A 23,446-nucleotide genomic window follows, 5' to 3' on the forward strand; every position below is an offset into this window, starting at 1 on the left:
GCGATGGATGACAGCAGGACCAAGCTCGTAGGTCCGGCAATCGCTGTCGGCGCGGTATCGCTCGGACTGATCATCATCGGTGCCTGCGGTGTCGGACAGCAGGATGTCTACGTTCCGCCGCCGCCGCTGAACGCCGATCTGGCCGCCGCGCCGGCCAGGATCGCCGAGGAGACCACGTCCACGACGACCCGGATCTCGATTCCGCCCTCCCCCAGCTGGCGCATCGCCCCCTACATGTCGCCGCGGAAACCGTTCAGCCTCAGTTCCACCGAGACCTCGCCGTCGGAGACCCCCGCCGAGGGCGAGCCGACCAGCGAGTCCAGGCCGGCGGATCCGACGACCGAATCCCGCCCGCCCGCGACCACCGCCGAGGATCACACGACCACGCCGCGCAGCACCACCACCCGGCCGATCCCGACCCTCACCACCCCGCCGCGGATCCGGCCGACGGTCGACGACGAGGAAGCCGCCGAGACGGACTACCCGACGACGCATTCCCACGACAGCACCACCACCGCGCCGATCACCCCGGCCACCCCCACACCGGCGGCCACCACCGAGGCGGAGACGACCACCGTCGCCCCGACCACGACCGACGACGAGCGCTGACACGGCGACGGTGCGCACCCCACGGGGCGCGCACCGTCGGCAACGTCGCGCTACAGCTCCGGCAGGTCGTAGCTGCCGACCCGGTCGGCCAGAATCCGCCGGTGCTCCAGCGCCCCGCCGAGCGTCTGCCCGATCGCGGTGAGCCGGGCGACGTAGTGGCTCACCGGATATTCCGCGGTGACGCCGATGCCGCCGTGCATCTGGATCGCCTCCTGTCCGATGTGCTCGGCCGACTTGCCGACCTGCAACCGCGCCCGCGACGCCACCACCGGATCGTTGCCGCCGTCGGCCAGCGCCGCCGTCGCGAACAGGCTCATGCTGCGCGCCAGCTCGAGGGAGACGTAGCAGTCCGCGGCCCGCTGGGTCAGCGTCTGGAACTTCGACAGCGTGACGCCGAACTGCTTGCGGGTCTTGAGGTAGTCGGTGGTCAGGGCCAGCGCGATCTCCATCGCCCCGACCGACTCCGCGCACAGCGCCGCCTGCGCGTACCCCTGCACCAGCGCGATCTGCTCGGCCGCGTCGACGGTGTCGCCCAGCAGTTCCCCGGCGGCGCCGTCGAAGTCGAACTGGGCGCCGCGCCTGCCGTCGAAGGTCCGGTAGGCGCGCTTGGTCACCCCGGCACCGGCCGGGTCGACCAGGAGCAGGCCGGTGCCGCCGCCGGGCAGCACCGCGCTGACGATCAGCTCGTCGGCGACATCGCCGCGCAGCACCGGGTTCTTGACGCCGGTCAGCGTGTACCCGTCGCCCTGTGCGGTGGCGGCCGTGGTGATCTCGGTCGACGGCCAGCGCTGTCCGGGCTCGGCGTGCGCGAAGGCCAGCAGTCGCTCGCCCGCGGCCAGCGCGGGCAGCAGCCGGGCGCGCTGCTCGGCGCTGCCGGTCAGCTTCAGCAGCTCGGCCGGGATCACCACCGCGTCGAGCACCGGCTCCGGGGCGAGCGCGCGACCGAGCTCCTCCTGCACCAGCATCGCCTCGACGGGGGTGGCGCCGACGCCGCCGTCGTCCTCGTCGATGGTCAGGCCGAGCACACCCAGATCGGCGAGCTGCTTCCATACCGTGCGGTTCCAGCCGGGGTCGGTCTCGCCCGCCTTGGCCAGCGCTTCCCCGTCGTAGAACCGGTGCAGCAGCTCGCGCACGGTGTCGCGCAGCATCGTCTGTTCTTCGGTGAGTTCGAGATCCATGTCAGCGCCTCACAATCCGAGGATCGTGGAGGACACGATCGAGCGCTGGACCTCGCTCGAGCCTCCGTAGATGGTGACCTTGCGGTAGTTCAGATAGCCGGGCCCGGTGTGCTGGGCCCAGGCGGGCGAGGCGATGCCCTCGGCGTCGACCGGCAGCGCGTCGGCGCCGGCGATGTCGAGCAGCAGTTCGGTGGCCGCCTGCTGGAGCTCGGAACCGCGCAGCTTCAGCACCGAGGAGGCCGGGTTCGGCTTGCCGTCGGCGGAATTGGACACCACCCGCAGCTGGGTGAGTTCCAGGGCGAGCAGCTCGTTCTCCAGCTCGGCGACGCGGGCCGCGAACACCGGGTCCTCCAGCAGCGTGCCGTGGCCGGTCCTGGTCTGGCGCGCATAGTCTTTCGCGAGCCCGATCTTGACCTTGGTCTTGCCGACGCCGGTGATGCTGGTGCGCTCGTTGCCGAGCAGGAACTTGGCGTAGGTCCAGCCCTGGTTCTCCTCGCCGACCAGCTGATCGGCGGGCACCCGGACGTTCTCGAAGAAGACCTCGTTCACCTCGTAGCTGCCGTCGATCAGCTTGATCGGGCGCATGGTGACACCGGGCGAGCGCACGTCGAAGAGCAGGAAAGAGATGCCCGCCTGCTTCTTGGGCGCGTTCGGGTCGGTGCGCACCAGGCAGAAGATCCAGTCGGCGTACTGACCGAGCGTGGTCCAGATCTTCTGGCCGTTGACGATGTAGGAATCGCCGTCGCGGACCGCGGTGGTGCGCAGCGAGGCCAGGTCGGATCCGGCGTCGGGCTCGGAGAAGCCCTGGCACCACCAGATGTCGAGCGCGGCGGTCGGCGGCAGGAAGCGCTGCTTGAGTTCCTCGGAGCCGAACTGGGCGATCACCGGGCCGACCATCGAGGCGTTGAAGGTGAGCGGCTCTGGCACCGAGGCCAGCTGCATCTCGTCGAGCCACAGGTGGCGCTGCATCGGCGTCCAGTCCTTGCCGCCCCAGGCCACCGGCCAGTTCGGCACGGCCAGACCGTGGTCGTTGAGGATCTTGTTGGCGGTGACGATGTCGTCGCGGGACAGCTCGTGGCCGTATTTGACGCGGTCACGGATCTCGACCGGAATCTCGGTCTTGTAGAAATGCCGGAGCTCGTCGCGGAAGGCGACCTCTTCAGAGGAAAGGGCTAACTTCATCCGGGTCTCCCAGCGTGGTTGGTAGCCGTCGAGAAAAACTTACCCCCGAGTAAACGCCAGTGTCGACTACATCACACCCGCCCGTGCTCAGCCCCCGTGGCGCCGCGCGCGCCGGTGGCTCGGCGACCCCACCGCCGACCTGGTACGTTGCCAGACGAGCCGGGGAACCGGACTCGAGCATCCCAAGGAGTCACGGGTGAACGGCAGAACCATCGCAGGCAGGGCAGCGGCGGTCACCGCGGCGAGCATCGGCGCGCTGGCACTGCTGGCCACACCCGCGAGTGCGAACCCCACTCCGCTCGAGGAAGGCATCAGCCACCTGTCCGAGATCGCCGGGACGGACGACTCCGCCAAGGCGGGCGTCGGCGCGCTGGACAGCTTCACCAAGATCGTCGGCGCCGACCGGCTGCGCGACATCTCGGCCCAGTTCATCCCCTTCACCTACGCGGCACCGACCTTCGGCTGCGGCAGCAACGGCCCGGTCACCACGATCATCGCCGCCGCCACCTTCGAGGGCCCCGGCCCGCGCACCGAGACCAGCATGGCTCCCGGCGACATCCGGTTCAGCGCCAGCCCGCGGCACACCGGCTTCGCGCTGGCCTCGGGCCTGAGCGTGGCCTGGGTGAACGTGAACACCGGCCAGAGCGGCATCGTCCCGCTCGACGATCTCACCGAGTTCCAGCTGCCGTCGCTGTCGAAGACGGTGCACAGCGGCGCGGGCACCGTGATCGCGTCGATGTGGGGCACCATCGACTACCCGGGCGCGCGCTGCGTGATGACGCCGACCGTCGGCACGTTCGTCGTCCCGGATCTGCCGGTCCAGGCCACCGAGGCGCCCGCCGCGCCGCCCGCTCCCGAACCGCAGGCCACCAGCCCCGGCTCGGGTGAGTCCTCGGGCGCGCCCCGCTCGCAGGCGCCCGCCCCGCAGACCCCCGCTCCCGCGCCGGCTCCCGCGCCCGCCGAGGCACCGCGCACCACACCGGCCCCCGCGCCGCAGAACCCGCCGTCCGCGCTCACCGTCGGCGGCTGACTCCCACCTGGCGAACCCCCGCCGCCTACCTCCCGTTCGACGAGCGGGCCGCTGGGAACGTCCCCGCTGAGGGCGGCGCGATCCGGCTCATTGCCGCGGTGAACCTCCGCGCGACGAACCCGCAGCGACGCCTCGGGCGCCGGAGGCTGTCGCCTAGCCGATCGGGCGGATGCGCAGCACGGTGCCTTCCTCGGAACCGGCCAGCAGCGCCGTCGAATCGGCGGGGTCGGCGACGACCGCGGTGAGCGGTTGCGTCGCGACGACGGTGCAGGAGGCGCCCGTCTTGGGGTCGACGCGGACGAGGTGCCCGGCCAGGGTGGTGACGTAGAGGGCACCGTCGCGCACGACCAGGTCGTCGACGAAATCGGGCAGGGTGCCGAAGGAGGTCAGGTCGGCGACGGTGACGCTGTCGGCGGGATTCGAGCGCGACAGCCGCAGCACCCGGCCGACCGGCGTGCCGCCGGTGGCGACGAAGTTGGCGGTGACGTAGACCGAATCACCGGCGACGACAATGCCGTTGGGCCCGTCGACCTTGACCGCCGACCACCAGTCCATGTCCTCGCTGCCGTCCCGGCGCAGGCGGTGCACGCCGTTGCCCGCGGTGACGTAGAGATTGCCGTCGGTGTCGAAGGCGGCGCCGTTGGGCTGGGTGAAGCCGGTGGCGAAGGTGGCGGGCACCGGCGCGGTGGCCGCGGGATCGAAGCGGACGATCCCGCCGGTGCCGGACAGCGGCGAGTTCCCGGTGACGACGTAGAGCAGCCCGTCGGGGCCGAGCCGGACAGCGCCGGGCGCCGGCACCGCGACGGTGGCGGTCAGTCTGCCCTCGCGGTCGTAGCGCTGCACCTCGCCGCGCATGACGCGGGCGACCCACAGGTTCCCGTCGCCGTCGAGCCCGAAGTTCTCCGACCAGTCCAGCAGCGGCACGCTCGAGCGGATCGCGACGTCCTGGCTGGCCCGGCCACACTCGGCGATCGGCGCCGCGCCCGCGGTGCCCGTGCCGAGCGAGGCGGTGGTCACGACGGCGGCGCCGACGACGACGTGGGCGACGCAACGACGGAACGACATGGCAGACCTCGACTCTGTGGACGCAGTTCGACGCGCGAAAGTCTAACGGCTACCAACGGGTAGTGGGGTGTCCACACCGCACCGATACCACGCATCGTGCGCAACGCGGGCCGGAACGCACTGATCCTGTCGCGCACGACAATTCGCGCGGCGGTCATAATCGGTCGATGCCCTACTTCGACAGCGCCCGTGGCCGCCTGCACTACCGGCGGTGGCCGGTGCCGGGTGTCGCCGCGACGCTGGTGCTGCTGCCGGGCACCGGCCAGCACAGCGGGCACTACCACCGCTTCGCCGATCTGCTGCGCCCCACCGGGATCGAGCTGTGGACGCTGGACACCGCCGGTCAGGGCCTGAGCGAAGGCGATCCGGCCGCGCCGGGCACCGTCGCCGAGCTGGCCGCCGACGCCGGTGGGCTGCTCGCCGAGGTCGCCGCGGCGGGCGGCGCGGCGCCGGTGCTGATGGGCCATTCGCTGGGCGCGATCACCGCGCTCACCGTCGCCGCCGAGCGTCCCGGCGCGCTGGCCGGGCTGGTCGTCTGCGGGACGCCGCGCCGGGCCACCGAGATCGCGCCGGACCCGCGTCTGCGGGTGCTGGCGGTGCACGGCGCCGACGACCGGCGGGCGCCGATCGATGCGATCCGGCTATGGACAGGGCGGCACGGATCGGTAGATTTGCGCGAGTACGCCGACGCGGGACACGACCTGTTGCACGAACCGGTGCAGCAGCGCGTGGCGGCCGATATCGCGCAGTGGGTACTCGCCACGGCGCGATGAACGACGAAGGGGGAACAGTGCAACCGAATCGAACAGGGCTGCCGGATACGGCGGCGCTCGGCCAGGCCGTGGACGAGGGCGGACTGTGGATCGACGGCCTGCTGGTCGCCGACGGCGCGCCGGAACGCTGCGCCCAGCGCTACGAGCGCCTGGCCGACGCGGTGGACGCCCAGCTGCTCGTCCTCGGTGGGGCCGAGGTGATCCCCGGTTTCGGCGGACTGCCCTCGGGCGCCGCGCTGCGCGCGGGCTTCGAGGGCAAGGCGGTCGACGCGCTCGCCCAGCTGCGGGCCTACGCGAGCACCGCGCGGGCGCTGGCGGCCGTCTTCCGTGCCGCGGGCACGGCCTATCAGGACAGTGATCAGGCGCTGGCCGCGTCCATCGCGAAGCAGGAGACCGAGCATGCGTAGCATCTCCGGCCGCGTGCCCGGCACCGATCCCGACTACGCCGCCGTCGTCGAGGTGTTCGACAACCTCTCGCACGCCGAGATCCATCAGGCCGTCCGGCAACTCGATCCGGCGGCGCTGTCCGCCGCGGGAGAGCTGTTCCTGACCACCTCGACCGCGCTCGGTGACGAGGTCGAGAACGCGCACGGCGAGATCGGCGCCGCCATCGCCGACGGCTGGCGCGGCAGCGCCGCGCAGCGGGCGATCGACGCGGTGCGCGACTTCGAGCAGGCGGGCAGGCGGATCGCCGATGTGCTGACCGCGGTGGGCGTCCGGCTCGGTCAGGCGGGCGACGCCGCCGAATCGGTGCGCGCCGCCGTCACCGAACCCGATGGCGCCCAGCCGGATCCGGCGGCCGCGCTGCTGGATTCGCAGCAGGCCACCGACAATGCCGCGATCGTGCGGCGGGCCGAGAACGCCCGGCTCGACGCGGTGCGGGCGATGGAGACGATCTACGGGGGCGCCTTCGTACCGACCGGGTCGGGCGTGCCGTCCTTCCCCGAGATCACCACGGAGCCGGGAGCCGCCGATCCCGCTGTCGCGTCGAACGGTGTCGCCGGTGTGCCGTCCGCCGCCGTGCCCGTCGTCTCGGCCGGCGCGGCCACGACCGACCCGGCCGTGTCCGAGGCGACGACCGCCGGTGCGGGCGGCGGGAACGGGACGACCACGGCCTTCGTGCACACGGGTGGCGGCAGCGGCGCGCAGCCGGTCACGGCCGGAACGACCACGACGACAACCACCGCGGCGGGCGCCCAGGGCGCGTCCGTGGCACCGGCGACCGTCGGCGCCGCGAACACCGTGCCGGGCGGCCCGTCCTCCGCCGCGCCGGTGACACCGGCCGGATACCTGCCCTCGGCCGACCCGCGCGTCCGGCGCAGGCCCGCCGGACGGCCGGACGACGAGACGTCCACGGCGGCAACGCACGACGGCCCGACGCCGGACGACGACGCCACCCTCGCCGCGAGCACCGACACCGCCTCGGCGTCGACCGAGAGCCGCCAGGACGCCGTCGCGGCGAGTGGCGACGCGACGGCGGGCATGACCGCGGGGGCCATGGGCGGCCTGCTCGGCGGCGCCATGGTCGCCTCCGACACGACCCGCCCGCCGAACGGTCAGCGGCCACCGGTGCCGCAGGCCGACGACGAGGAGGACGACGACGAGTTCCTGCGGTTCCTCGACGAGGAGCCGACCTACCTCGAGCCCGCCGACGAAGTGAACGCGCTGATCGGCAAGATGGAGCCGACCAGTCCCGCCGTGCTCGGTGAGTGGACCGAGCGGGGGTGAACTGGCACCTCACGCCGGATCAGTTCGCGCTGGCCTGGGCGCGCACCGACGGCGACCGGATCCCCTATCCGCTCGCCGTGCGCGCCTCGGCCCGCGACACCGCCGAACGCGACGCCGCCCAGCCCGCCCTCGACGCCTGGTGCGCGCGCACCCTCGACGCCGATCTGTCGGCGGCGCTGCGGGTGCTGGCCGAGCCGGAGATCCGCGTCGAGGTGTGCGGCCGGGCCGTCGCGCCGGTCCGGATGCTCGGGGCCGTCACCCACGACGTGGCGGTGCTGGCCGTGCAGGAACCGGGCCGCACCGAGGACCGGGGCGGCTCGGTCCACGTCCAGGTCGGCAGCACGCGGCGGTTCGCCGCCCAGGTGTTCGCGCGGATGCCCGTCGGCAAGACCGGCACCGGCCCGCCGCTGTCGGCCCTCACCGCCCGCGTGGTCGAGGACAGCCGCGACCTGGTCACCGCCCCCGTCGCCGGTCCCTCCGACGCGGCCCGTGTCCGCAGGCTGCTGCAACGCCCCCGCGAGGGCATCGGGCAGATCCTGGTGGCCGCGGGTGACGATCGCACCCCATCGGGCGTGCTGTCCTGGATCGATGTCACCGGCGACGGCCGCTACCTGGTGCACACCGACCACCGCGTCGACATCGCCCCCGCCACCCCGGAACTCGCCGCCGACTGGCTGCGCAGACTGCTGCGCAACGCGTAGGGCCGATCCTCAGTCCAGACGGAGGAATTCGGCGAGCGCCGTCAGCTCTTCCTGGCTATCGGGGAGGTACTCGGTGAGCAGCGGGGAGCGGATGACGATGGCCTTCCACATCGCGCGGCACAGCGTCGCGTGGATCACGGTGCGCGACAGCAGCGCTCGCATGCCGAAGGGGGCGTCGGCGGGGGTGGAGGTGGTCATCGAGAGCAGGACGACGGCAGCTTCCCGGCCACGGAACCGGTCGGGGGTGCCGACCAGGACGTCCTCGATCTTGGCGCGCGCCAGCAGGGTTCGGATACGCGCCACCTGCGCCGCGTAGGGCGCGACGACGAACACGTCGTGCGGATGCAGCTTGCGCGCGCGCCCGCCCGAGGTCCAGGTCTCACCGAGCAGGGCGCGCACGCGGCGCACCACCTCGCGCGCCTCGGCGTCGGATTCGGTGGCGCTGCCGCGATGGTCGACGACCACGGTGCTCACGCCCGGCGCGATGCCGGCCAGATCCCGGGCCAGGGTGATGGTCTCGCTGGCCCGCAGCCTGCCCGCGTAGCAGCTCGCCGACACCGGCTCGCACACCGCGGGATGCATCCGCCAGGTGCGGTCGAGGAAGTAGCCGCGCTCGGCGGGCAGGGTGGCCGCGCCCTCGCACAGCCAGTCCAGCGCCGAGACCTGCACCGGTTCCGGATGCGCGGCCAGCGCCCGCGCCGGCACCGGATCGCCGATCAGCAGCAGATTGCGCGCGCTCACCGCCACGGCGACGGTGTCGGCCAGCGAGCTCGCGCCCGCGTCGGCGATCACCAGCAGGTCGAGGGCGCCGGGCGCGATCAGCGTCTCGTCGACGAAATCGGCAGTGGTGCCGCCGATCACGCACCCGTTGACCGCGTTGTCGAGGAAGCGCGGGTACCGCTCGGCATCGATCGCCGACCATTCCGGGCCGACCGAGGCGACATCCTTCTTGGCCACCAGCTCGGGCAGCAGCCCGGCCTCGACGACGGCGTCGAAGATCCGCTCGATCACCGCGTGCGACTGCGCGACCACCCCGATCCGCCACCGGTGCCGGGTGACCAGCCGTTCGATCGCACGACCGGTGATGCCGGTCTTGCCGGTGCCGGGCGGGCCGTGCACGGCCAGATAGGAGGCGTCCAGCGCGCCCACCGCGCTCGCCAGGGCGGCGGCGATATCGCCGTGCACCTGCGGCAGGTCCAGCCCGTCGCGCAGGCGGGGCGCGCGACGCAGCAGCAGGTCGTAGACGGCGTTCTCGGGCACCTCGGGCAGGGTCACGAGCAGGTCCTGCGCCGTGAGTTCCAGGGCCGCTTCGATTTCGGCCTCGCCGTCGGGCGGGCCGGGGGCGATGGCCGCGGGCAGGTCGTCGTAGGGCGGGCAGCCCGCGGGCAGCAGTTCCTCGAGCCGGACGGTGTCGTCGAAGTTCGCGTCGACGGCGCAGCCGAGGACGGTGGCCGTGGCGGTGGCGCGGCGGCCGAGGGTCTGGGTCATGCCCGCCGCGGCGGCGCCGTCGTAGATGGTGACCATCTGGGTGCCGGGGGTGAGCGTCGCGCCGGTGCCGAGCCTGCCGGTGAGGGTCAGGTAGCGCCGCATCGTCGGAAGCAGCGGGGTGCGATGCCATTTGGTGTCGACGGTGCCCCACTCCGCGACGAGCACGCCCGGCGCGTCGGCCCATTCGCCGACAGGGTGGCCGAGCCGGTCGATGTGGGCCCACCAGCGCGGCTGACGTTCCCGACGGTGGTAGCCGAGGATCGCGGCGGTCAGCGCCGCCGCGCGGGCGGCGTCGCCGTCGGCGACCGCCGCGAATTCGGTGAGCGCCGCCTCGAGCGAACCCGGCCGCAGCGACGGCGGGACGTCGGCCTCGGCGACCGCGAAACGGGTCCCCGGCACCGCTACTCCGGCTTCGTCGGCGCGGGCCAGCAGCCAATCCCGCAGCGCGAGTACGGTCGTGGCCCGGCTCTCCACGGCCGGGAACAGCCCGGCCAGACCCGCGAGGTCATAGGACTGTTCGCCGATCAGCAGGGCGGTGCGCACGATGGGCGCGAGGTCGAACAGCGCGCCGTCGGCCAGCAGTTCGTCGAGCAGGTCGGCGCCGGTACCGAGGCGACCGGCCCAGTCCAACAGCGCGGTCCGGACGGCCGAACCGTAGTGGTACACGCGCACATCGGGGTCGACCGCGCGGTGCTCGCCGATGATGTCGAGCAGTTCGTCGAGCACGTCGGCGGCCGAGGCGCCGGTGGCGGCGGGCCCGGCGGGTGCCACCTCGGCACGGTCACCGATCGGTCGGTGCGCTGCGGGCAGACCGGTAATCGCTTGGCGGGCACCGGGGCTCGGGTCGGCCGCGGACCCGGGCCGAGCGGTCGGCGTGGCGCCGGTGGCGTGCCCTGCGCTGGTCATCTCGGCGCGCTCCACCGTCGGGTGATGCGGTGCGGACAGATCGGTAGCGGTGTGACCGGGACCGCCGCTCGTCTCGGACGGGTCGCCGGAGAACCCGGGCCCAGCGGTCGGCGCGGCGCCGCAGCGCTCACCAGTCGGGTAATCACCGGATGCTGTGCCGGAGATTCCGTGTGCGATGGCCGGTGCGGCGGGTACACATCGGCCGAACGCCGCCGCGGGTGGTTCGGTGACCGCGCTGCGGTAGACGACGGAGCGCGCGTCGGACAGTTCGACGGCGGTGACGGTGCCGTGCTGGTCCAGGTCGACGATCAGCGCGAGATCGCCGTGGCCGGGGGCGGGGAGGGCACCCAGGGCGGCGACGTCACGGAGGGCGAAGGTCGGTTCGCCGGTGCGCTCACGCTCCAGCTGGATCTCGGCCTGGCGACGCAGGGCGGTCACCGTGCGCGGGGCGAGACCGGTGACCGGGGTGGTCGTGGTGGCGAGGCGATCGATCGTGAGCACACCCGCCTCGCGGAGCCGGGCACGCTGGGTGGGGCGGATTCCCGCCACCAGCAACAGGTCCCTGGCGGTGGACGCGGCGACCCGGCAGGTCGCGCAGCGTCCGCACGCGAGGTAGCGGGGGTCGCCCCACTGCACCGGCAGCAGTTCGGTCAGCTTCTCCTCGACGATCCGCTCCACCCGCGCCCGCCGAGCCGGATACACCCGCGCCAGCTCGTCGGTTCGCATCCGCTGGGCGCCCGCCTCGGTCCACAGGTACGCCGACGGGTCGACACCGACGCCCGCCTCGGCGAGCGCGGCACCGCACGCCGCGAACGCGAGCCGCGCCCGCAACGCCGCCCGCGCACCGTCGGCCGCTGACCTGCCGACCGACGCGGTCGCTCGTTCGAACGGGGTACGCCCGGCGGCCAACTCGCGCCGCAACGCGCGGAAGTCGTCCGCGGGCACGGAGACCGGCGCGGCGGCGCCCACTGTCGCGCCGGAATCCACCGACGCGCCATCGACCTCGGCCGACTCCTCGTGATCGACAACGACCGGTCCCGCTTCGCCGTACGCAGCCGACTCCGCCAGGCTGACAGGGACACCCGGCGTCACGGGGCCCCGACTACTCGCCGCAAACTCGCCCGGCTCCGGTCCCACGACCTCGCCCGCGGCGCGATCACCGGACTCGACGACAACGCCCGGCCCCCGACCGAACTCCAACGATGCGGGCAGATCGACCGCTCCGGACCTCGACGATGCGGGCAAGCCCACCGCCGCGGACCCGACCGCGATGTGTTGCGTGTACTGCCCGGTGCCCGGATCGCGGACCAACAGGTCGGCGCCGCAGGCGAAGCGGCCGTCGAAGAAGACCGCGCCGAGGATGGCGGCTGCGCCATCGCGCAGTGCCGCCGCGGTCTGCTCGGCGGCGGCGGTGAGTGCGGCGATCCGGGCGGCGGGAGTGGCGCCGGGGAGTTCGGGCGACGGGACGCGGATCAGGGCGTCGCCGAAGTGCCGCAGCAACTCCGGCGCCACCTCGGCGGCACGCACGACGGGGATCGCGGCGTCCGGCGCGCCGGGGAGGTTGCCGATGGCCGCGTCGAGGGCGCGAAGCAGCGCGAACTCACAGTCCGCCGCGCGCACGAGATCGCCGACGGCACCGATCACCCGATCACCGGACACGAACAACCGCGGCCCTCCTGTGTTCACGCACACCCGACGGCAAACACCTTAACCAGCGCCGCGGGCGACCAGGGCGCTACCCGCGGACATGTCGAGCAGTTGCGACGGGTGTGACCTCGCCGGGTCCGGCGAGCGCCCCGGCGTCAGAACCGCGGCTTGCGCCGTTCGGTCCGCGGCCGCGCGTCGCGATCGCGGCGCGGGCCCCGCGAGGCCAGCCGCTGCGCGGGCGGGCCCTGATCGGGCTGCAGCTGGATCAGCACGCCGCTGATCCTGGTGCGGCGCAAGGCTTCCAGCGTCTCGTGCGGCAGGTTGGCAGGCAGCTCGACGAGGCTGTAATCGGGCCGGATGCTGATGTGCCCGAAGTCGCTGCGGCGCAGGCCGCCCTCGTTGGCGATGGCGCCGACGATCGCGCCCGGCACCACGCGGTGCCGCTTGCCGACGCTGATCCGGTAGGTCGCCAGCTCCTGGCCGGTCTCGCGGGAGAACGACGGGCCGCGAGGGGCGCGGTCCTCGTCGTCGAAGCGGCGCGGGGCGCGCTCCCGATCACGGTCCCGGTCGCGCTGCGGGCGCGGCGCGGGCTCCGGCTCGGGCTCCATGAAGAAGTTGTCGCCGTCGAATCCGCCGACGGCCAGCGCCGCCGCGATGTCGACCAGCGGCGTGTTGTGCTCGGCCTCGTAGTCCTCGATCAGCTTGCGGAACAGCGCCACATTGTCCGAGGACAGGTTCTCGGTGATCATGTCGCCGAACTTGGACACGCGGGTCGCGTTGACGTCGTCGACGCTGGGCAGCTGCATCTCGATCAGCGGGTGCCGGGTGGCGCGCTCGATCGACTTGAGCAGATGCCGCTCGCGCGGCGCGACGAACAGCAGCGCCTGACCCGAACGGCCCGCGCGACCGGTGCGGCCGATGCGGTGCACGTAGGACTCGGTGTCGTGCGGGATGTCGTAGTTCACCACGTGCGAGATGCGCTCCACGTCGAGACCGCGGGCGGCCACGTCGGTGGCGACCAGGATGTCGAGCGCGCCCGACTTCAGCTGGCCGATGGTGCGCTCACGCTGGTTCTGCGCGATGTCGCCGTTGATCGCCGCGGCGGAGAAACCACGCGAGCGCAGCTTCTCGGCCAGCTCCTCGGTGGCCTGCTTGGTGCGGACGAAGATGATCATCGCCTCGAAGTCCTCGACCTCGAGCACGCGGGTGAGGGCGTCGAGCTTGCGCTGGTGCGAGACCTGCACGTAGCGCTGGGTGATGTTGGTGTTGGTCTGGGTCTTGGACTTGACCGTGATCTCGACCGGCTCGTTCAGGTACTGCTTGGAGATCTTGCGGATCGCGCCCGGCATGGTCGCCGAGAACAGCGCGACCTGCTTGTCGTTGGGCGTATCGCGCAGGATGCGCTCCACGTCTTCCTGGAAGCCCATCTTGAGCATCTCGTCGGCCTCGTCGAGCACCAGGTAGCGCAGCTGCGACAGGTCGAGCGTGCCCTTCTCCAGGTGATCGATCACGCGGCCGGGCGTGCCGACGACCACGTGCGCGCCGCGGCGCAGACCCGACAGCTGCACGCCGTAGCTCTGGCCGCCGTAGATGGGCAGCACGTGCAGCCCGGGGATGTGCGCGGAGTACTTGCCGAAGGCCTCGGCGACCTGGATGGCGAGCTCACGCGTCGGCGCGAGCACCAGCGCGCTCGGCTTCTTCTGCGCGGTGTCCAGACCCATCAGGATCGGGATCGCGAAGGCCGCGGTCTTGCCGGTACCGGTCTGCGCGAGGCCGACCACGTCCGCGCCCTGGAGCAGCGGAGGGATGGTCGCCGCCTGGATCGGGGACGGCGACTCGTAGCCCACATCGGCGATGGCCGCGAGGACGCGGTCATCGATCCCGAGATCGGCGAAGGTCGGGCCGTCTTCGTGCCTGTCGTCGTCGGCAGGAACGCTGTCGACCTCATTGGTACTCATTGACCAGGAGTTTACTGCCTGACGGTAGCTGTCCCGGCCACCGGGTGAATACGGTGAGACCTATGCAACTGCAGAACGGGTCAGCGCATCAGGAACCGGCACCGGACGCGGTGCCGATCGCGGTCGTCCAATTCGCTCCCCGGACCGACCCGGCCGCCAACCTCGCGGCCCTGCGCGAGCACCTGCGCACGGCCGCCGCGGCGGGCGCGAAGGTGGTCCTCGCCCCCGAATACTCGATGTTTGCGGTGACCCGGCTGGACGAGCGGGTGGTGGCGATCGCCGAGCCGCTCGACGGCCCGTTCACCACCGGACTGAGCGCGCTCGCAGCCGAATTCGGGGTGTATCTGGTCGCCGGTGTGGTCGAGCGGACGGCGCCGGAAGCGACCCGGATCAGCAATACCCTCGTCGCCCACGGACCCGACGGCGCGCGCGTCGCGGTGTACCGGAAGGTACATCTCTACGACGCGTTCGGGCACCTGGAATCCGACGTGGTCGAGGCCGGTCCGCTCGTCGCGCCGGCCACCTTCACCGTCGACGGTGTGATGTTCGGCATGCAGACCTGTTTCGATCTGCGTTTTCCGGAGGGATGTCGGCGTGTCGCGGCGGCGGGCGCCCAGGTGTTGCTGCTGCCCGCGCAGTGGATTCCCGGCCCGGCGAAGGTCGACCAGTGGACCACGCTGCTGCGCGCCCGCGCGATCGAGAACACCATCTACGTGGCGGCCGCCGACCAGTGCCTGCCGCGCGGGGCGGGCGCGTCGATGATCGTCGACCCGGCGGGCGTGGTGCTGGCCGAACTGGGCGACGAACCCGGGGTGCTCACCGCCGCGATCGACCCGGCGCATCTGGCCCGGGTGCGCACGGCCAATCCGAGCCTGTCGCTGCGCCGGTTCGCCATCACCGAGCGCGTATCGCCGGAGCCCGCCGCGGAGTAGCGTTCGAGATGTGGTCTACCCCGATCGGGCAGCGGCGGGCCGCGTCCTCGGCAAGGCCCTGGAGCACCTGCGGGCCCCGCGCCCACTGGTGCTCGGGCTGCCGCGCGGTGGTGTTCCGGTGGCGGCCGGGGTCTGCGCGATCGTCGGCGGTGAACTCGACATCCTGCTGGTCCGCAAGCTGGGCCTGCCCTGGCAGCCGGAGCTGGCGATGGGCGCGCTCGGCGAGGGTGGCGTGCTGGTGGTCAATCGCGACGTCATCGAACGCAGCGGGGTGACGCAGGAGGCCTTCGACGAGGTCGAGCGAGCCGAGCGGATCGAGCTGGCGCGCAGGCAGCGCGAGCTGCGCACCGGCGACCCGGTCCCCCTGGCCGGGCGGGTGGTGATGATCGTCGACGACGGCATGGCGACCGGCGCGACCGTGGTGGCCGCGTGCCGGGTGGCCAGGGCCCGGCATCCGGACCGGGTCGTCGTCGCGATGCCGGTGTCCTCGCCCGAGGCCGCGCGGCGGGTGCGCCGCGAGTGCGACGAGCTGGTCTGCCTCTGGACGCCCGCCGATCTGGGCGGGGTCGGGATGGCCTATCGCGACTTCCACCAGCTCGCCGACGACGAGGTCCGCGCGCTGCTCACCGATCAGCCGAAGCACTGACCTTCGCCGCGGTAGGTCGGCACGGTGGTGCGCGCACCCGCCTCGTCGACTAGGTGGATCCGGTCGAAGCGCTCGCACAGCTCGCCCGCCTTGGCGTGCCGGAACCAGACGCGATCGCCGATCTCCAGCTCGGCGCCACCGGCCAGCGGGGTCTGCACCTCGCCCGCGCCCTCGGCGCCGAGCAGCTTCAGGCCCGCGGGCCACACCGGCAGCGGCACCCGGCTCGGGCCGGCGGGACCGGAGGCGATGTAGCCGCCGGCGAAGACGGTGGCGATGCTCGGGGTGGGCTTGCGCAGCACCGGGGTCGCGAAGAACAGCGCGGGGCGCGGGGTGAACGAGCGGTAGTGGTCGAACAGCGTCGGCACGTACAGCCCGGACCCCGCGGTCACCTCGGTGACCTCCGGGTCGGTGATCGAGACCTCGATCGAGCCGGTGCCACCGCTGTTCACGATCTCCAGCGGACCGGTGACCATGCGCACCGCGTCGAGCACCCGGGAGCGCCTGCGGCCGATCTCGGCGGCGGACAACCGCTTGACCACCCGCACCGCGGGGTTGGTGTCGGGCAGGCCGGCGATCTGGGCCTCGTAGGTCATCACGCCGACCACGTCGAAGCCGCGCCTGCGCGCCTCGGCGGCCAGCTCGGCGGCCTGCTCGGGGCTGCGCACCGGGGAGCGCCGGGTGCCCAGGTGCAGCGGGCCGATCCGCAGGGCGGCGTCGACGTCGAGGCAGATCCGGGGATGGACCAGGTCGGTGCCGAGAGCGGCGCGGGTGAGTTCGAGCTGGGCGACGTCGTCGATCATCAGGGTGATCGCGGCCAGCAGTTCGGGGGACGCGGCGAGCTCGGCCAGCGCGGCCCGGTCGGTCACCGGGTAGCCGAGCAGGACGTCGCGGGCGCCGAGGCGGACCAGCCAGATGGCCTCCCGCAGCGAATAGGCCATGATGCCGGCGAAGCCGCCCTGCGCGGTGAGGCCGTCGCCGAGCACGCGTTCGAGCACGGCGCGGCAGCGCACGGATTTGCTGGCGACCCGGACCGCGACGCCGTTCGCGCGGCGGACCAGATCGGCGGCGTTGGCGTCGAGCGCGGCGAGGTCGACCGCGGCCAGCGGCGGATCGAGCTCGGCGGTCGCCGCGTGCAGATGGTGCAGCGATGTCGTCTGGGTCACTCGACTACTGAACCACCTATTTGGTCAGTCGTCCAGTATCGGCGGGGTCAGACTTCGACGGCCTTGAGCGTCAGGCAGCCGACCAGGTCGTCGATGACCACCAGGGTGGTCTCGTCGTTGCCGTCGGCGAGCCAGCGCAGCACCGCGCCGTAGAGCACCGAGACGATGTAGGTGGCGACGGAGTCGAGCGGCTCCAGCCACTGCGTGCCCGAGAGCCGGGCGCACAGCCCGAGGAAGGCGATGGCCTCGTCGTCCATCTGCCGGAACAGCGCGGTCGCGGTCGGGTCACCGATGGCGTCACCGGTGACCGACCACCGGTGCCGCAGGGTCTGCAACGCGGCGTCGTAGGCGGCGATCTGACGATCGGGCTCGGCCTTCACCAGCGGCCAGTAGGCACTCATGCCCGCGTGCAGCAACATGCGCAGCGCCCGCACGCCGGTGGCGTCCGAATTCGCGGCGGCTTGCTCCACGGCCTCACAGACGGCGGGCCGGAGCAATGTCTCGGTTAGTTCACGACTGGCGCTCAACGACAACTCCTCGGCAACAAATTTCGCTGCCCGCGGCGATGCGAGCGAGTGGAGAGACCGACCGGGCACCGATCAACCTATCCAGCGAGCTCGATCTTAGAAGGTTTTCTGGATTCACGAACTGATTCAGCCGTCCTTTTCAGACTGAAAGATTGTTTTGTTATCCGAATGCGACCTTTTGTAAAACCGACCATACGGCTTGAATAGTTCACATTCACCGCAGACGCCACCCCCACGCCATCATCCGCGCACTGGTCGAGTGTACAAGTCATCGCAGGTAGGCCCCGGTGCGTGTGGGCGACGGCACAGTGGCACCCGGCGAAACGGACACAACACAGTGCGTGTCGGATCCGCGAACTCCATCGCGGGTCCGGCGGAACCGTCGATAACCTGGACGGGTGACTCTTTCGCCTCCTGCCGATCAGTTCGCCCTCAGCGGCACCTTCAATTTCCGCGATGTGGGCGGGCTACGCACCACCGACGGTTCGACGATCCGGCCCGGCGTGCTGCTGCGCTCGGCCCAGTTGAGCGGTCTCGACGCGAAAGGGCACGACACCCTGCGCGGACTGCGCGTCACCGACGTGCACGATCTGCGCGGCCTGGCCGAGATCGACCACATCGGCCACGACATCCTGCCCGCGGGCGTCCGGTTGCACGTCACCCCGTTCGACTCGCGGATGGGCGAGGCGCCGCCGCACGAGGCCGAGACCGTCTCGGCGCGCACCCACATGCTCGAGGTCTACCGGCAGTTCCCGGTGATGCCGGAGGCGCACGCCGCGATCACCCGGCTGGCCACCTCCGTCGCCGAGGGCGACGGCGCGGCGCTGGTGCACTGCGCGGCGGGCAAGGACCGCACCGGCTGGGCGGTGGCCACGCTGCTGCGCGCGGTGGACGTCACCGAGGACGACGTCTACACCGACTACCTGGCCAGCAACGCCGCGGTCGAACCGCTGCGGCGGCTGCTGGAGCCGAAGATCGCCGACGGCGCGGCCCTGTCGGCCGACCTGCTCGGCGTGCACGAGGAATACCTGCGCACCGCCGACCGCACCGTGCGCGAGACCTACGGCGACACCGAGGGCTACCTGAGCGCGATCGGCCTCACCGGCGCGCTGCGCGCGGCGCTGCGCACCCGGCTGCGCTGAGCTACAGCCCGCTGACGCGGCGCTGCCGCACCGGCAGCACCGCGCGGACCAGACCGTTGTCCTCGATGCTCACCAGATTGCCGGTGTGGAACCAGCTTCCGCTGAACCGGGCGACCGAGGCGTCGGGATCGTTCCAGTAGCGCCTGCTGACATTCGGGCCGCGGCACAGCAATTCGCCGCGGCCCGCGCTCGCCTGCGGCCCGGACAGGGCCAATTCCGTCCCGCCGAAAGCGAATCCGAGGGTGGACGCGGATTCGGCGAGGTCGGTGTCGTCGACCATCAGACCGATGCCGCTGGTCTCCGTCGCGCCCCAGACCGACCACTGCCTGGCCGCCGGGAACAGGTCGCGCAGCGCCGCCGTCAGCGTGGCCGGGGCGGCCGCGGCGGCGCGTTCGGACCGGTGACAGGCCTTGCTGATCCGCCGCACCCCCGCGCCCGCCCGGCGCGCGACGAGTTCGGGGAGCAGGCCCGCGAAGATGCGCGGGGTGCCCGAGACGGTGTCGATGCGCTCGGTGTCGAGCACGTCGGCGAGGCTGGGCGCACCGGGCGCGAGCACCACCGTGCCGCCGACCGCGAAGGTCGGCAGCAACTGGTCGACACACCCGCTGGCGTGCGCCAGCGGCAGCAGCACCAGGTTGCGCAGGCCCTCGGCGGGCAGGTCGAGCGCGCCGATCACCGAGGACACCGCGGAGAGCAGGTTCTCGTTGGTGAGCTCGACGCCGGTCGGCACCGGCCGCCGGGCGGCCGTGCCGGTGTAGCAGAGCAGCGCCGGATCATCCAGTGCCGCACCGTCATCGATATAGGCGGCGCTGTCGGGCAGCGGGCCGTCGGGGCCGAGCACGAAGTCGGCGCTGCTGTCGGCGATCACCCGCTGCGCCACCGCGACCGGCAGCGAATCGGGGACGAGCACGGGGACCGCGCCGGAGAGCAGCGCGCCGAGGAACGCCTGTACCCAGCGGGCGCTCGTCGGCATGTGCACCGCGACGCGGTCGCCGTAGCCGATGCCCCGGTCCTGCAGCCCACCGGCGATCCGGGAGGCGCTGTGCCACAGTTCGCGATAGGTCAGCCGCGGCCCGCCCACCTCGACGACCGCCTCGCGGCCGGTGAACGCGTGCACCCGCAGGTCGAGCAGCTCGGTGAGGGCCGGGCTGAGGTCGCCGTAGCGCAGGATCCCGTCGGACCCCCTGGTCAGCCGCCCGGCCGCACCGTTGGCAGGGAACTCGATGATGGTCGCGCCCTCGTGCTCGCTCTGACCCATCCGGACCTCCACGTACGTCGATGCAGCACCGCACCTGTGACTATATGACGTGGATCACACAGCTGTCAGGCACTCGGCGCGCTCATTCGCCGCGATAGGTCGCCTTACCCGGGCCGATCTCCAGGAAACTGCGCACCGCGCCGCGCAGGTCGGCGGTCGCGAACAGCTCGCCCGAGATATCCGGCGTCACCGAATCCGCGTGTGCCACACCGCCGGAACGCCACGCCTCGATGATCTGCTTGGTCGCCGCGTGCGCGCGGGTCGGGCCTGCGGCCAGGCGCGCGACCAGCGCCGCGGCGGCGGCCTCGACATCGTCGTGCACCGCGTTGACCACGCCCCACTCGGCCATCGTGGCGGCGTCGTAGAGGTCACCGGTCATCACGAACTCGCGGGCGCGGCCCGAGCCCGCGCGTTCGGCCAGCCGCTGCGGGCCGCCCATCGACGGCGTCAGCCCGACGACCGTCTCCACCAGCCCGAACTTGGCCTTGGGCGCGGCCAGGATGAAGTCGCAGGCCAGCGCGATCTCGAAGGCCGCGGTGAGGGTGAGGCCGTGCGCGGCGAAGACCACCGGGCACGGCAGGGCCTCGATCGGGTGGATGATCTGGGCGAACAGGTCGTTCCAGAGACGGGCGCCCTCCTCGACGGTGAGCCCGTCGAAGATGTTCACGTCGACGCCGCCCGAGACGACCTTGCCTTCGGCGCGGATCAGCACCGCGCGCGGCGGCTGCTTGCCCACGGCGGCGATATCGGCGATCAGCGAATCGATGAGCCGGCGGTCGAACAGGTTCAACGGCGGGTGGGCGATGGTGATCGTCGCGATCTCGGCACCGTCTGCGGTGAAGTCGCGGATCAAACGGGTCGGCTGCGTTGCGCTCATCCGGTCAGACTAGAACCAGCTCCCGCGCGAGGACCAGCACGGAGATCGCGCCCACATCATGGAACCGGCGGGGTGTCGGCGCTCGTTGGCATGATGAGCTGTCGGGGACCGCGGTGCCCTACAGTTCGTTTCGTCAGGGCGAGGAGGAGGACGACGCCGTGTTCAACAAAGCGATCGAGAAGGCCGTGGTCGATGTGCTCGACACGGGGTCCAAGCTGCAGGCACCCGCGGTGCGCAAGTACGTCGCCTTTCTCCGCGAACGTCATCCCGGTGAGAGCCCGGCCCAGCTCGTGGAGCGGCTGGAGAAGCAGTATCTGCTAGCCGTCACCGGCAGCGGCGCGGCGGTCGGCGCGACCGCGGCGGTGCCCGGCGTCGGCACGCTGGCCGCCCTCGGCGCGATCAGCGCGGAGACCGCGTTCTTCATGGAGGCCTCCGCCCTGTTCACCTTGGCCAGGGCCTATGTCCACGGCATCGAGCCGGAGGACAAGGAGGCCCGCCGGGCGCTGGTGCTCGCCGTCGTCCTCGGTGACGCGGGCATGGCGATCGTGCAGAAGGGGCTCGGCACGTCGTCCAAGAACTGGGCGGGCACGCTGGCGAACAAGGTGCCGGGGATCGCCTCGATCAACAACCGGCTGCTGCAGCAGTTCATCAAGCGCTTCATCACCAAGCGCGCCGCGCTGATGGCGGGCAAGATCCTGCCCGCAGGCATCGGCGCCGCCATCGGTGGCGCGGGTAACCGGGCGCTGGGCAAGGTGACGATCGACAACGCGCGCAAGGCTTTCGGGCCGGCGCCCGCGTTCTGGCCGTCCCCACTGCATCCGGTCATCGAGGCCGATCCGCTGCCCGCGATCGACGCCCCCATAGCGAAGAACCAGTGAGCGCGCGCCGCGGCGACGCTGTGCGACTGCGCGGTGTCGGCAAGCAGTTCGAGCTGGTCAGCGCCGTGCACGAGGTCGGCTTCGCGGTGCCCGCCGGGTCGGTCACCGCGCTCGTCGGTCCCACCGGGGCGGGCAAGTCGACGGTGCTGCGGATGGTGCTCGGCTTGCAGAAGCCGAGCACCGGCACCATCGAGATCGACGTGCCGGGCACCGGTCCGGGCGCCGTCGGCGCGGTGCTGAGCCCGCGCGGCCTGCATCCGGCGCGCACGGTGCACGATCATCTGCGCTGCTACGCGCCGGTCGCGGGGGCATCCCGGCGGCGGGTCGCGGCTGTCCTCGCCGAGACCGGGCTGGCCACGGTCGCCGATACCCCGATCGCGCGGTTGCAGCCCGGTCAGCAGACCCGGCTGGCACTGGGCACCGCGCTGCTGGCCGATCCCCCGCTGCTGGTGCTCGACGACCCGTTCACCGGCGCCGACGGCAGGGAACGCGGCTGGCTGCACGAACTGCTGCGCGGGCACACCGCCCGCGGCGGCACGGCGCTGGTCACTGCCGACAAACTGGCCGACGTGGTGGCGACGGCCGATCAGCTCGTCGTGCTGAGCGAGGGCGCGGTCGTCTGGCAGGGCACCCCGGCCAAGCTGCGCCGCGGCCATCCGGACCGGCTCGTCGTCGCCGCCTCGCCCTCGATCGCGCTGGCCACCGCGCTGGCCGCGCGGGGCTACACCGACGCGGTGATGCGGCCCGACGGCAGGCTGGCCGTCGCCGAGGCGAGCGAGGCCACCCTCCGCGAGGTCGCCGAGGCCGCGCAGGTGCGGATCGGCAGCATCGTCGCCGATCCGATCCATCCCGACCGGGTCCTCGCCTCGCTGACCAAACCCCGCGGCCACCGGCACACCGTGCCGGCGCCGCACGCGAATCCCGCCGCGTTCGCCCCGGCGCCGACCTCGTATGGGATGCCACGATGACCGCAGTGCTGCCCGCCGATCTCCTGCCCGGCATCGAGTCCGAGGCGCGCAAGGTCGTCGCCGTGCGCCCGGCGCGGCTGTTGCTCGCCGCGCCCGTGGCGCTCGCGCTCGTCGGCACGCTGATCACCGCGCTGATGTCCGGGCCCGCCGATCCGAAGGGTCAGCCCGCCACCGGCGCCGCGACCATCGGGCTGTATCTCGGGCTGGCGGCGGTGTTCGTGGTGGCGGCCCTGCTCGGCATCGCCGCCACCGGCGGGGAGTACCGGCGCAAGACCATGGCGCTGACCGTGCTGTTCGCGCCCGACCGGACCCGCCTGGTCGTCGCCAAGTTCGCCGCCACCGCGGCGTTCGCCTTCGCCGTGGCGCTGGCCGCCGAGGTGGTGAGCCTGCTGGCCCTGCTGGTGGCCGGACGCGGCAAGTTCGACTTCGGCTGGCAGCTGACGGAGGTGCTCGGCGCCGGTCTGCTGGTCGCCCTGTGCTGGGCGGTGATCGGCGCCGGCCTCGGCCTGCTGCTGCGGACGTTCAGCGGCGCGGTCTGGCTGGTGCTGGGGTGGGCCTTCATTCTGGAACCGCTGATCTGGGTGGTGGTCAAGGGCTTCGGCGCGGGCGGCTTCGCCACCCTGCTGCCGGTCTCCGCCACGGTCGCGGGCGTCAGCGCGGGCTCGTTCGCCGAGGCCGAGGTCTTCGCGCCGACGCCCGCCGCCCTGGTGGTCCTGTTGCTGTGGACGGCCGCGATCGGCGCCGCGGGCTGGTGGGACCTGCGCACCCGCGACCTGTAGGCCCGGTGGCA

21 protein-coding genes are annotated in these 23,446 nt (G+C 72.4%); 12 read left to right on the forward strand and 9 right to left on the reverse strand.

The annotated features are described in order from the left end of the window. The first annotated feature begins 3 nt into the window (after positions 1–3). Positions 4–609, forward strand: coding sequence for a hypothetical protein (locus AB0L91_RS05970; protein WP_365007534.1), 606 nt, complete (start codon positions 4–6; stop codon positions 607–609). A 50-nt stretch (positions 610–659) separates the two neighbouring features. Here AB0L91_RS05970 and AB0L91_RS05975 read toward each other — a convergent pair whose 3' ends face one another. Together AB0L91_RS05975 and AB0L91_RS05980 are read right to left on the reverse strand one after the other, a co-directional pair. Next, a complete protein-coding gene (locus tag AB0L91_RS05975; protein ID WP_365007535.1) occupies positions 660–1,787 on the reverse strand; it encodes an acyl-CoA dehydrogenase family protein in 1,128 nt (375 codons plus the stop codon). A gap of 9 nt (positions 1,788–1,796) precedes the next feature. After that, positions 1,797–2,969, reverse strand: a complete 1,173-nt coding sequence (locus AB0L91_RS05980) for an acyl-CoA dehydrogenase family protein (RefSeq protein WP_365007538.1) — start codon at positions 2,967–2,969, stop codon at positions 1,797–1,799. Positions 2,970–3,165: 196 nt separating this feature from the next. Between AB0L91_RS05980 and AB0L91_RS05985 the strand changes: the two genes are divergently transcribed. Further along, positions 3,166–3,999 (forward strand): hypothetical protein, encoded by an 834-nt coding sequence (locus tag AB0L91_RS05985; protein WP_365007540.1) that lies wholly within the window; start codon positions 3,166–3,168, stop codon positions 3,997–3,999. 153 nt (positions 4,000–4,152) lie between these two features. On the opposite strand, the gene AB0L91_RS05990 is transcribed toward AB0L91_RS05985, so the two are convergent. Then, positions 4,153–5,064 (reverse strand): SMP-30/gluconolactonase/LRE family protein, encoded by a 912-nt coding sequence (locus AB0L91_RS05990; RefSeq protein WP_357343315.1) that lies wholly within the window; start codon positions 5,062–5,064, stop codon positions 4,153–4,155. Positions 5,065–5,231: 167 nt separating this feature from the next. Here AB0L91_RS05990 and AB0L91_RS05995 point away from each other — a divergent pair, with 167 nt between their 5' ends. The 4 genes from AB0L91_RS05995 to AB0L91_RS06010 are packed head-to-tail and all read left to right on the forward strand — an operon-like array spanning position 5,232 to position 8,266. Continuing rightward, positions 5,232–5,837, forward strand: coding sequence for an alpha/beta fold hydrolase (locus AB0L91_RS05995; protein WP_365007542.1), 606 nt, complete (start codon positions 5,232–5,234; stop codon positions 5,835–5,837). Positions 5,838–5,854: 17 nt separating this feature from the next. Further along, the gene (locus tag AB0L91_RS06000) at positions 5,855–6,244 is read left to right on the forward strand and encodes a hypothetical protein (protein WP_365007544.1); all 390 of its coding nucleotides are present in this window, start codon (positions 5,855–5,857) and stop codon (positions 6,242–6,244) included. Then, on the forward strand, positions 6,237–7,565 hold the full coding sequence (locus AB0L91_RS06005) for a WXG100 family type VII secretion target (RefSeq protein WP_365007546.1): 1,329 nt from the start codon (positions 6,237–6,239) through the stop codon (positions 7,563–7,565). The genes AB0L91_RS06000 and AB0L91_RS06005 overlap by 8 nt, the downstream gene beginning before the upstream one ends. After that, entirely contained in the window at positions 7,562–8,266 is a 705-nt protein-coding gene (locus tag AB0L91_RS06010) for an ESX secretion-associated protein EspG (RefSeq protein WP_365007548.1), read from the forward strand. The genes AB0L91_RS06005 and AB0L91_RS06010 overlap by 4 nt, the downstream gene beginning before the upstream one ends. A gap of 9 nt (positions 8,267–8,275) precedes the next feature. Here AB0L91_RS06010 and AB0L91_RS06015 read toward each other — a convergent pair whose 3' ends face one another. After that, a complete protein-coding gene (locus AB0L91_RS06015; RefSeq protein WP_365011193.1) occupies positions 8,276–12,319 on the reverse strand; it encodes an AAA domain-containing protein in 4,044 nt (1,347 codons plus the stop codon). Positions 12,320–12,462: 143 nt separating this feature from the next. Further along, positions 12,463–14,265: a DEAD/DEAH box helicase gene (locus AB0L91_RS06020; protein WP_365007550.1), complete on the reverse strand. Its 1,803-nt coding sequence runs from the start codon at positions 14,263–14,265 to the stop codon at positions 12,463–12,465. A gap of 62 nt (positions 14,266–14,327) precedes the next feature. On the opposite strand from AB0L91_RS06020, the gene AB0L91_RS06025 reads away from it, so the two are divergent. Beyond that, on the forward strand, positions 14,328–15,197 hold the full coding sequence (locus AB0L91_RS06025) for a carbon-nitrogen hydrolase family protein (protein ID WP_355276240.1): 870 nt from the start codon (positions 14,328–14,330) through the stop codon (positions 15,195–15,197). Between the two features lie 10 nt (positions 15,198–15,207). Further along, a complete protein-coding gene (locus AB0L91_RS06030) occupies positions 15,208–15,843 on the forward strand; it encodes a phosphoribosyltransferase family protein (RefSeq protein WP_365007552.1) in 636 nt (211 codons plus the stop codon). On the opposite strand, the gene AB0L91_RS06035 is transcribed toward AB0L91_RS06030, so the two are convergent. Then, the gene (locus AB0L91_RS06035; protein WP_365007554.1) at positions 15,828–17,006 is read right to left on the reverse strand and encodes an alanine racemase; all 1,179 of its coding nucleotides are present in this window, start codon (positions 17,004–17,006) and stop codon (positions 15,828–15,830) included. The two genes, AB0L91_RS06030 and AB0L91_RS06035, sit on opposite strands and share 16 nt — an antisense overlap. A 47-nt stretch (positions 17,007–17,053) precedes the next feature. Next, complete coding sequence (locus AB0L91_RS06040) at positions 17,054–17,533, reverse strand: TetR family transcriptional regulator (protein WP_365007556.1); 480 nt, start codon at positions 17,531–17,533, stop codon at positions 17,054–17,056. A gap of 398 nt (positions 17,534–17,931) precedes the next feature. On the opposite strand from AB0L91_RS06040, the gene AB0L91_RS06045 reads away from it, so the two are divergent. Next, entirely contained in the window at positions 17,932–18,675 is a 744-nt protein-coding gene (locus tag AB0L91_RS06045) for a tyrosine-protein phosphatase (protein ID WP_365007558.1), read from the forward strand. Between the two features lies 1 nt (position 18,676). Here the strand turns inward: AB0L91_RS06045 and AB0L91_RS06050 are convergent, their stop codons facing one another. Both AB0L91_RS06050 and AB0L91_RS06055 read right to left on the reverse strand, forming a co-directional pair. Next, a complete protein-coding gene (locus tag AB0L91_RS06050; RefSeq protein ID WP_365007560.1) occupies positions 18,677–19,933 on the reverse strand; it encodes an AMP-binding protein in 1,257 nt (418 codons plus the stop codon). An 82-nt stretch (positions 19,934–20,015) separates the two neighbouring features. Next, positions 20,016–20,810: an enoyl-CoA hydratase/isomerase family protein gene (locus tag AB0L91_RS06055; protein ID WP_355276249.1), complete on the reverse strand. Its 795-nt coding sequence runs from the start codon at positions 20,808–20,810 to the stop codon at positions 20,016–20,018. 158 nt (positions 20,811–20,968) lie between these two features. Here AB0L91_RS06055 and AB0L91_RS06060 point away from each other — a divergent pair, with 158 nt between their 5' ends. From AB0L91_RS06060 to AB0L91_RS06070, 3 genes are read left to right on the forward strand one after another with little or no spacing between them, the layout of a single operon-like run. After that, complete coding sequence (locus tag AB0L91_RS06060) at positions 20,969–21,688, forward strand: hypothetical protein (RefSeq protein WP_355276251.1); 720 nt, start codon at positions 20,969–20,971, stop codon at positions 21,686–21,688. Then, entirely contained in the window at positions 21,685–22,656 is a 972-nt protein-coding gene (locus AB0L91_RS06065) for an ATP-binding cassette domain-containing protein (RefSeq protein WP_365007562.1), read from the forward strand. Before AB0L91_RS06060 ends, AB0L91_RS06065 begins: the two co-directional genes overlap by 4 nt. Beyond that, a complete protein-coding gene (locus AB0L91_RS06070) occupies positions 22,653–23,435 on the forward strand; it encodes an ABC transporter permease subunit (RefSeq protein ID WP_355276254.1) in 783 nt (260 codons plus the stop codon). Before AB0L91_RS06065 ends, AB0L91_RS06070 begins: the two co-directional genes overlap by 4 nt. The last annotated feature ends 11 nt before the right edge of the window (positions 23,436–23,446 follow it).

The sequence above is a fragment of the Nocardia sp. NPDC051833 genome, assembly GCF_040681225.1.
GTDB lineage: Bacteria > Actinomycetota > Actinomycetes > Mycobacteriales > Mycobacteriaceae > Nocardia.

Excerpts from the sequence above, each read along its gene's own strand:
- AB0L91_RS05970 (WP_365007534.1), top strand. The coding sequence starts at position 4 with ATGGATGACAGCAGGACCAAGCTCGTAGGTCCGGCAATCGCTGTCGGC.
- AB0L91_RS05975 (WP_365007535.1), bottom strand. The coding sequence starts at position 1,787 with ATGGATCTCGAACTCACCGAAGAACAGACGATGCTGCGCGACACCGTG.
- AB0L91_RS05980 (WP_365007538.1), bottom strand. The coding sequence starts at position 2,969 with ATGAAGTTAGCCCTTTCCTCTGAAGAGGTCGCCTTCCGCGACGAGCTC.
- AB0L91_RS05990 (WP_357343315.1), bottom strand. The coding sequence starts at position 5,064 with ATGTCGTTCCGTCGTTGCGTCGCCCACGTCGTCGTCGGCGCCGCCGTC.
- AB0L91_RS05995 (WP_365007542.1), top strand. The coding sequence starts at position 5,232 with ATGCCCTACTTCGACAGCGCCCGTGGCCGCCTGCACTACCGGCGGTGG.
- AB0L91_RS06005 (WP_365007546.1), top strand. The coding sequence starts at position 6,237 with ATGCGTAGCATCTCCGGCCGCGTGCCCGGCACCGATCCCGACTACGCC.
- AB0L91_RS06020 (WP_365007550.1), bottom strand. The coding sequence starts at position 14,265 with ATGAGTACCAATGAGGTCGACAGCGTTCCTGCCGACGACGACAGGCAC.
- AB0L91_RS06025 (WP_355276240.1), top strand. The coding sequence starts at position 14,328 with ATGCAACTGCAGAACGGGTCAGCGCATCAGGAACCGGCACCGGACGCG.
- AB0L91_RS06050 (WP_365007560.1), bottom strand. The coding sequence starts at position 19,933 with ATGGGTCAGAGCGAGCACGAGGGCGCGACCATCATCGAGTTCCCTGCC.
- AB0L91_RS06055 (WP_355276249.1), bottom strand. The coding sequence starts at position 20,810 with ATGAGCGCAACGCAGCCGACCCGTTTGATCCGCGACTTCACCGCAGAC.
- AB0L91_RS06070 (WP_355276254.1), top strand. The coding sequence starts at position 22,653 with ATGACCGCAGTGCTGCCCGCCGATCTCCTGCCCGGCATCGAGTCCGAG.